The 8,605-nt window shown below is 61.5% G+C and carries 5 protein-coding genes; 1 reads left to right on the top strand and 4 read right to left on the bottom strand.

Annotation, left to right across the window (positions count from 1 at the left end; genetic code table 11):
- Positions 1-121 precede the first annotated feature (121 nt).
- From B8446_RS14595 to B8446_RS14580, 4 genes are all read right to left on the bottom strand, one after another.
- Positions 122-1,771 carry an efflux transporter outer membrane subunit gene (locus tag B8446_RS14595; protein ID WP_048850802.1) on the bottom strand — a complete coding sequence of 550 codons (1,650 nt, stop codon included), beginning with the start codon at positions 1,769-1,771 and terminating at the stop codon, positions 122-124.
- Entirely contained in the window at positions 1,772-2,950 is a 1,179-nt protein-coding gene (locus tag B8446_RS14590) for an efflux RND transporter periplasmic adaptor subunit (protein ID WP_048850801.1), read from the bottom strand.
- Positions 2,950-6,120: an efflux RND transporter permease subunit gene (locus B8446_RS14585; RefSeq protein WP_048850799.1), complete on the bottom strand. Its 3,171-nt coding sequence runs from the start codon at positions 6,118-6,120 to the stop codon at positions 2,950-2,952. Before B8446_RS14585 ends, B8446_RS14590 begins: the two co-directional genes overlap by 1 nt.
- A 599-nt stretch (positions 6,121-6,719) precedes the next feature.
- Positions 6,720-7,112: a helix-turn-helix domain-containing protein gene (locus B8446_RS14580; protein ID WP_048850798.1), complete on the bottom strand. Its 393-nt coding sequence runs from the start codon at positions 7,110-7,112 to the stop codon at positions 6,720-6,722.
- 454 nt (positions 7,113-7,566) lie between these two features.
- Here B8446_RS14580 and B8446_RS14575 point away from each other — a divergent pair, with 454 nt between their 5' ends.
- Positions 7,567-8,097 carry a hypothetical protein gene (locus tag B8446_RS14575; protein ID WP_241767809.1) on the top strand — a complete coding sequence of 177 codons (531 nt, stop codon included), beginning with the start codon at positions 7,567-7,569 and terminating at the stop codon, positions 8,095-8,097.
- Positions 8,098-8,605: the final 508 nt, after the last annotated feature.

Raw genomic sequence — 8,605 nt, 5'->3', positions numbered from 1 at the left:
AGCAGCAGGATATGAACCGGATTAACGTGGAACGGCTCTAGAGCGTGGCCATGCATGTGTCATGAAAAAAGGGGACGCCCTCAAGGCGTCCCCTTTTCTGTTCCGGTTTGCCGGCGTGGGTTCAGTGCGTTTGCGCGGCCGGGCTCGGGCTTGGCAGCGGCGTCAGCTGCGAGCCGGCGGAGGCTGCGGGTGCGGTGGGTGCGGGATTCGCGAGATTCTCGAACTGCTCCGGATGCTGCGAGATGGTAACGCCGCCGACCGTGTTCGGATGATGCAGGTGGTCGTACTGCAAGGGATCGATCGACAAGGTCTGGTCCATCGTGGGGAGCGTCTTGACGTCCCAGCCGCCGCCGAGCGCGCGGATCAGGCTGACCTTGGCCTGGTACATGCGGGTTGCGATCTCGACCTGATGAATCCGGGTTTCCAGCGTCTGGACCTGAGCGAAGATGGCTTCGAGATAGGTGCCGACGCCGCCCTGATAGAGCGTCATGGTCATGTTCTGGGTCGCGAGCGTCGCGGCGACTGCTTTCTGCATCGCGTCGTTTTCGAGCGTCAGGCGATTGGTGTTCGTCAGCCCGTCTTCGACCTCGCGGAATGCGGCAAGGACCGTGTGGCGGTATTCGTCACGGGTTTCGCGGTATTCCGACCAGCTGCGCTGCAGCTCGGCACGACGCATGCCTCCTTCGAAGAGCGGCATCGAGAGCCCGGCACCGTAGGACCACAGGGAGTTGGACAGGGTCGAGAGGTCGAGATTGTTCGAATCGAAGCCGCCGAGCAGGTTGAAGTTGATGTGTGGATAAAAGGCGGCGCGTGCGATGCCGATGTCGCGATTGGACTGCGCCATGGCGCGTTCGGCGCTGGCGATGTCCGGGCGACGCTGGAGCAGTTCGGACGGGATGCCGGCCGGCACGTTCGGGTTGTTGAAGACCAGGGTCTGGTCGGCCGGGATGTGGAAGCTGGACGGCGACGCATTGGTGAGGATCGCAATCGCGTGCTCGGTGACGCCGCGTGCGGCTTCGATGTCGAGTTCGGCAGCCTGGGTGCTGTAGAGCTGGGCCTGGGCGCGCGCGACGTCGAGGCGTGGTGCGGCCTGATTTTCCAGCTGGTTCTGGGTGATTGAGAGCGCCTTCTGGTAGTAGGCGATCGATTGCTTGTAGATCGCGATCTGCGCATCGTAGCCGCGCAGTTCGATATAGTCGGTTGCGAGTTCCGCCTGAGTGCTCAGGCGGGCCATGGCGAAGTCGGCTGCCTTCTGCTGTGCGTACTGCTTCTGTGCGCGGACTTGGTTGCGGATTTCCGACCAGAAATCAGGCTCCCACGAGGCCACGCCCTGATAATAGGCGTCTGCCGACGTGACAGGGCCCTTGTAGCGGAAGAGGCGGTTGACCGACTGCTTGTTGTCGGATGCCCCTGCTTCCAGCCCGAGATGGGGCAGGAGTTGTGCGCGCGCCTGAACGACCATCGAGCGCGCCTGGATGAAGCGTTCGGCGGAGGCCTGCAGGTCCGCGTTGCCGGCGGTTGCACGATCCTCGAGGCTGTTGAGCATTGGGTCGCCGAAGCCTGTCCACCAGTTGGTGGGCAGCGTTTCATCCGCAGGTGTCGCGACGTGGAACGGCCCTTGTCCCTGCCACGACGCGGGCACCACAAAGGTGGCCGGGTGGTATTCCGGGGCAAGGTCGCAGGCGGTGAGGCTCACAAGCGACAGTGCGGAGCCGCATGCGAGGGTGAGGCGGCGCCACAGGCGCCGCCTGGTGGCCTGGATTTCGCTCATTTACTGGTTTCCGTAGCCGGATTCGTTGTAGCCGCGCTGGGGTGTTACGACGTTGACCTTGTCGCCTTCGAGCAGGTCGGCGGGGGGGTTGTCGATCACGCGGTCCGAGCCGTCGATGCCGCCTTGGATTTCCGTTGCCGTGTCCGCCATGCGTCCGACGACGACGGGTTTATAGTGAACGCGGCTATTTTGATCCACGGTTGCGACCGTCATGCCCTTTTCCTCGAAGACGAGGGAGGAGGACGGCAGTTCGTAGAGTTGCGAGTGGTCGTTGTTGGCCTTCAGCGCCACGGACGCGAAGGTGCCCGGCCAGATTTCCTGCTTGCTGTTGTCCATCACGAATTCGGCGATGGCGGTGCGGGTGTTGGGATCGAATCCCTGCGCGGTGGTGAGGAACTGGGCCGAGAATTTCCGGTCCGGATACTGGGGAACCGTCACTTCACCTGTCAGGTCCGGTGCCAGAACGTAGGAGAAGACTTCCGGCACGGAGATGAACAGGCGCAGCTTATGTGTGTCTGCGACTGTGAAGAGTTCGGATGCGCTCCCCATCGCGTTGAGATTGCCGCCGCCGCTGTTGACGTAGTCGCCGACGCTGATGGCGCGATTGGTCACCACGCCGTCGAAGGGGGCTACGATGGTCTTGAACTTTTCGAGTGCCTCGAAATGTTCGACGTTGCGCTTGGCGGCCTCGACCTCGGCCTGGGCTGACTGTTCGTTGGCGAGCGAAACCGAGACGGACTGTCCGGAGACCGACTGCGAGCGCCCCATGGCGCGCCAGCGGTTGGCGGTGACGACGGCGAGGTTCGCCTTAGCCTGCTGGGACGCGAGATCGGCCTTGGCCTGGGCGTATTGCGCGTCCAGGGCCGGGGCGTTGATTTCAGCCAGGACGTCCCCTGCCTTCACGTGGGCACCGTAGTCCTTGTACCACATTTTCACGTAGCCCGAGACCTGCGGGTAGATCGGGGCCTGGTACCAGGCGTCGATCGTGCCGGGGAGGGTGAGGGCGACCTTGGTAGGAGACTTCTTGGGCTGGAGCACCGAGACGTCGGGGATCGCGCTGGCGTTGGTCTCATCCGCGAGGGCTGACGCGGCGTGGACTTTCTCGACGACGATGTAGCCGACGTAGAGCGCGAGGACGCAGCCACCCGCGACGGCGACGAGGTTACGGGAGGTGGCCATCAGACGGTTTCCTTCTGGCGCGCAGAGCGGTTGTGGAGGATTGCGTAAACGCAGGGAACGAAGAGCAGGGTCGAGATGGTGGCGACGATGAGTCCACCGATCACGGCGCGGCCCAGCGGCGCGTTGGTCGAGTTGGACATGGCCATCGGGATCATGCCGACGATCATGGCGAGTGCTGTCATGAGGACCGGGCGGATACGGCCGAACCCGGCCTCGATGGCGGCCTTCAGCGCGTCACCGTGGATTTCGATGCGTTCGCGGGCGAAGGATACCACGAGGATCGAGTTGGCGGTTGCGGTTCCCATGCACATGATGGCGCCGGTCAGGGCTGGCACCGACAGGCGGGTGCCTGTCAGGAACAGGGCCCATGCGATGCCGCCGAGTGCGCCCGGGAGTGCCGTGATGATGATGAACGGGTCCAGCCAGGATTGGAAGTTCACGACGATCAGGAGGTAGATCAGGACGATCGAGACGACCAGTCCTTCGACGAGCTGATTATAGGCGCCGTGCATGGTGGTGGCCTGGCCGCGAACGTCTACCGCCGACGAGCGGGGCACGTTCTTATGGTCGCGGGCGAGGACGTCGTTCACACCGTTGAGTACAGAGCCGAGATCGGTGCCTTCCGCCGAGACGTAGATGTCGATCTCGGACATCGAGTTGTAATGCGAGACTTCGCCCGGGGTGCCGATGGCGGCGACGTTCGCGACGGCGCCCATGAGCTGGGTCTGGTCGTTGGGGTCGCCGTCGCCCTTGTCCACGGGGATGGTCAGCAGGTCGTTCAAGTGGGTGAGCTGATCCTGTGAGGTGTAGACGTTCAGCGGGAAGGTGACGTTGTCTTCCGGGTCGAGCCAGAACTGGGGATCGACGACGACCGAGCCGGACAGGGTCAGCAGTTCGTTGTTGGCGATATCCGCTTCCGTGATGCCGGTAGCCTGGCTGAAGGTCCGGTTGCCGTTCACCATCAGGGTTGGTGTTGCCATTGTCTGCTGGATCGTCACGTCTGCGGCGCCCGGTATGTGACGGAGTTGGCCGATGATATGTTTGGCGTAGCCGTAGTTGTCTGACGCGCTCGGTCCGGAGATCTGGATGTCGATCGGGGACGGCGAGCCGAAGTTGAGGATCTTCGCGGTCAGATCCGCGGGCTGGAAGGTGAAGACGGTGCCGGGGAAGCGTGCCGACAGGTCCTTGCGCAGCAGCGCGCGGTAATTCCAGACGGGCGATTCCTCGTCCTTCAGTGCGATGGTCAGATCGCAGTCCTGGGTGCCGACGGTCGGTGTCGGCATGAACGCCTGGTTGTGCGGGCCTTCCGGCAGGCCGCAGTTGGAGATGATGTTATCCACCTTGTTGGGCAGGTCCTGGCGGATGCGGTCGTCCACGAGGGCTGCGATGCGGCCTGCGACTTCGATGCGGGTTCCGAGCGGGGCGCGGAAGTGCATCTGCAGGGCCCCGGACTTCACCTCGGGGAAGAAGTCGCGGCCTGCGAAGGCGTAGAGGGTGAAGGATGCGAGCGAGCAGAGCAGGAAGATGCCGACGAACAGGTTGCGGCGTGCGATGCAGCGAGTCAGCACGTCGTTATAGCCATCGCGGAAGCTGTTGAACCGTCGTTCGAAGCCCTGCTGGAAGCGGCCGAAGAAGCCTTTCTTCGGTGCCGGGTGGGCGTGATCGTCGTGGCCGTGCGCGTGGTGGACCTGGCCGGCCAGCAGGAACTTCGCCATGGTGGGGACGAGGGTTCGTGACAGGATGAAGGATGCGATCATCGCGAACATGATGGCTTCGGCCATCGGCATGAAGAGATAGCCGGCGACGCCGTCCAGTTCGAAGAGCGGCAGCCAGACGATGCAGATGCAGGTCGTCGAGACGAAGGTCGCGATGACGATCTGGTTGGCTGCGTCGATGATGGCGAGTTCGAGATCCTTGCCCATTTCGAGATGGGTGTCGATGTTCTCGATCATGACGGTTGCGTCGTCGACCAGGATACCGACCGCCAGGGCGAGGCCGCCGAGCGTCATGACGTTGATGGATTGTCCGGCCCATCCGAGTGCGATGATGGAGCACAGGATGGCGAGCGGGATCGATGTTGCGATGATGATGGTGGAGCGCCAGGAGCCGAGGAACAGCAGGACGACAATGCCGGTCAGGAAGGCTGCGGTCACCATTTCCTGGACGACGTCTTTGATCTGGTCCTTCACCATGATGGAGGCGTCGGACAGGATCGAGACGTGGACGTCCGGGGGCAGGATCGCACGCAGGCGCGGCAGCAGGGCCTTGGTGGCCGAGACGACGTCGAGCGTCGAGGCGGTGCCGCCTTTCTGGGTTATGACTTCGACGCCCTGGCGGCCTTTCACGAGAACCAGGTTCGTCTGCGGGTGGCCGCCGCGATAGACGTCGGCGATGTCGCGGATATAGATGACGGCGTTGCCGACCCGTTTCACGGGGATGTTGGCGATATCCTCCATCGTTTCCGGGGTGGCGTTCGTCTGGACCATCCAGTCAGTCGCGTCGATCTTTTCGTCGCCCGCGGGCAGCACGATGTTCTGGTCGCGCAGGGCGGCCTGAACGTCAGATGCGGAGAGATGGTGGGCCCTGAGCTGGTTCTGGTTCAGGGCGATCATGACGAAGCTGTCCATGCCGCCGTAGGGGTGGGCGACGACGGCGCCGGGGACGGTTGCGAGCAGCGGACGGACGGTGATGACGCCGAGTTTGAACAGGTCGGACGGGGTCTGTTTTTCCGATGTGATCTGAAGGGCGATGACCGGCACCTGCGAGGGGTTGAGGGCCACGATCATCGGTGCCGGGACTTTGGGGGGCAGGCCGAGGAGTACGGTCTGGGAGATGGCCGTGACTTCGGCTTCGGCGGTGCCGACCGGGGTTCCGGGCTGGAAGTAGATGTTGACGATCGAGCGGCCGTAATAGGAGTTCGACTCCATATGCTCGATGTTCTGCACCGTCGTGGTGACGGCCAGTTCGAAGTTGTAGGTGATGCGTCCCGCGAACTGCTGCGGCAGGAGACCGGGATAGGTCCAGATGACGGCGACGACCGGCACCTTGATGTTCGGGAAGACGTCGGTTGGCGTCTTGAAGATCGACATGATGCCGAACATGAGGATGAGGATCGAGAGGACCACGAACGTGAGTGGTCGTCTCAGGGCCGTGACGACGATAGCGTTCATCGGATCGGGTATCCCGGTCGGTTCGGTGGGGGCGTCTGGGTCATCGGTTCACTCGAGAGTGTCGGTCGGCGGTCTGCGGGCGTCCGGATCGCTTGTCGCATCCGGCATTTCAGAGCGTGTCGCGCGTTCATGCCCGTGTCCAGGGCTGTGGCGATGGCAGCATCTGTTCGCGATGGGGCAGCATCGCCGGGCCAGGAACCGCCGGCAATACTCTGTCGCATAAATGTTGTTTTAAATTATGGCGCTAAGGTTACGCCGTCTTCAGGAAGCGCCACAGTTTGCAATATGAGCGCCAGCGCAGCGGGGCGACAGCGAAGGGATTGCCCCTCAAGGCGATATTAATGGCAAAGAGCCACATTTGTTCCTTGACTCGATGGCAAAGTGCCATTAATTAATCGTTAACCCCGGAATTCCGCGATCCAATTTCGGATTGTGGCAGGGAGGCTGGGGGCGGACTGGCTGGGCTGACGATCAGAACGGCAATCCGGCAAATTTAACTCGTATGTTCACTTTATGTTCTTGTTTTGACCATTTCACAGTGCTATCTGACTGCCTGCATCTGGAGATTTCCCCGTTCATGAGCTCGGATCTCGATCACATCAGTGGAAATCCTCGTTTGGTCTCTTGGGCGTCGCAGGCTTGTCGGAAGGCGTGCTTCTGTCCCTGTCCGGATCCGTGTCCTGGCGCTGGAGCACCAGCTCTGGGTGCAGGGCCGCAAGACGCAGAGCCAACTCCTCATCCGTTCGTCCATTCAGGACACCTTTCAAGAGAAAATCTGTTGATACACGGAGCCGGTTCGACAATGCGGCAATAAGGAAGACGCTCGGCGCGCGGTCGCCCTTTTCGATCTTGTTCAGGGTCGACGCATCGACGCCAAGCAAGCGTGCGCATTCGCTTTGATTGGGCATGACAAGTTCTCGGGCCCAGGCGATCCGCGTTCCGATTGCGCGTTGGATCTCTGACAAGGCGTCGGGGCGTTTGTGCTTGGCCATAAGGCCTTCTTAGCAATGGCGTTATGCCAAATCTAGTGGCTAGTTATCATTTCACGTCGTGTCGCGGGAAGTTGACCGCGCGCACTGTATTTCGGGAACGATATTATGACGAATCCGAACGATAGTCGGAGAAAGCTCGACCGCGTCACCGCGGAGCAGGTGGCCCGCATTCTCGACTCGGGGTCGGTCCTTGCGCTTGGCCGGCGACGTGCGGCGTCTGGTTTGCGTCCGCGGTCCCAGCCTGTCGAGCGTGAGTCGGCCGAGCCGCTTGCGCCCGGCCATTCCATCAGCTGGGGAGCCATCTGGCAAGGGCAGGCGCCCCGTTTCCCTGGTTTGCGTCCGATGGGATGTTGGGAAGCAGCGGTCCTGGCTGACTAGGCTACGGCAATTGCCCGAGCTCAGGTGCCGGCGCGGCCTGACGGGTCTGTGATCTTTTCCTTCAGACTGGAAATCAATGATGTCTTTGCAAATGGCCGGGCGTTGCGCTCGTAAAGCAGCGGACGTTGTCGGGCCCACGCCCGAGCGGCTGCGACGTGACCGGTTCCGGACGACCAACGGAGTGACGCGGATCGTCAACACGGTGCAGGTCCTGCGGGACGCAGGCGACATTTGCGATGACGAAGTATCTGCCGCGACACGCTGGTATCGAGATTATGTCTTTGCGCAGCACGGCGTTGTCGAGGCCGATGCAGCTCATCCGGCAGAGACGGAGCGAGGCGATGTCCACACCTGGATGCTTGGTCGTGGAAAAAGTGCGGTGCGCATCAGCGATGTGAAAGCGGCGCTTGGATTGTGCGGGCATGTCCGCCTTCAGATGATGCTAGGCCAGGAGATGTCATTTTCTGCGATGGCGCGCATTCTCTATCCTGGTGATTCGGATTCGCGGGCGCGTATGAAGGTTTCGGCCCAGTGCAGTTTTCTGCTTGAGCAATTGGCGACGTTCTATCGGACACGTACATCCAAAAGGAAACAAAAGTTAAAATAGCGCTTGCAATCTGCGCACGATTGAAGTATAGTTTTCTCATAGTGGAAATTTGTATTTGAAAATCAATTAATTGACTGGCCGCCTTCGGGCGGCTTTTTTTATGACTGGGCCGATAATGATGTCTGCCATCTCACAAATCCGCGCCGGCGATGTCGTTTATTGTGCTCGTGAAGCAATGATTGTCATCGAGCGGAATGAGACGCATATTCTGGCGTGTCCTCTGGTCTCTGATGACGAGCCGCGTCATCGTGCCGATCAAGTTCTGGAATGGACGGATCTGTGCTGTGCCGGTCTGACAACGACGCATATTCGGGCACGGGCTGTTCCATGCTTTCGTTCCATCAAGGCCATACAGTCCGTTGGACAAGTTCCACGCACAGTATGGCAAAGGATCCGGGCAGCGGCCTGGCGTGAGCAGGCGTTGCGAACCGCCGAGCGTGTCCCCCGCAGAATCCGGGGTGAGGAAACACATACGACAGTGCACAGGAGAGCGCCGATGGCCAGTCAT

It is taken from the genome of Tanticharoenia sakaeratensis NBRC 103193 (assembly GCF_000963885.1).
Lineage (GTDB): Bacteria > Pseudomonadota > Alphaproteobacteria > Acetobacterales > Acetobacteraceae > Tanticharoenia > Tanticharoenia sakaeratensis.
This window is presented reverse-complemented; position numbering and strand designations above follow the sequence as displayed.

Excerpts from the sequence above, each read along its gene's own strand:
- B8446_RS14575 (WP_241767809.1), top strand. The coding sequence starts at position 7,567 with ATGATGTCTTTGCAAATGGCCGGGCGTTGCGCTCGTAAAGCAGCGGAC.
- B8446_RS14585 (WP_048850799.1), bottom strand. The coding sequence starts at position 6,120 with ATGAACGCTATCGTCGTCACGGCCCTGAGACGACCACTCACGTTCGTG.
- B8446_RS14595 (WP_048850802.1), bottom strand. The coding sequence starts at position 1,771 with ATGAGCGAAATCCAGGCCACCAGGCGGCGCCTGTGGCGCCGCCTCACC.
- B8446_RS14580 (WP_048850798.1), bottom strand. The coding sequence starts at position 7,112 with ATGGCCAAGCACAAACGCCCCGACGCCTTGTCAGAGATCCAACGCGCA.
- B8446_RS14590 (WP_048850801.1), bottom strand. The coding sequence starts at position 2,950 with ATGGCCACCTCCCGTAACCTCGTCGCCGTCGCGGGTGGCTGCGTCCTC.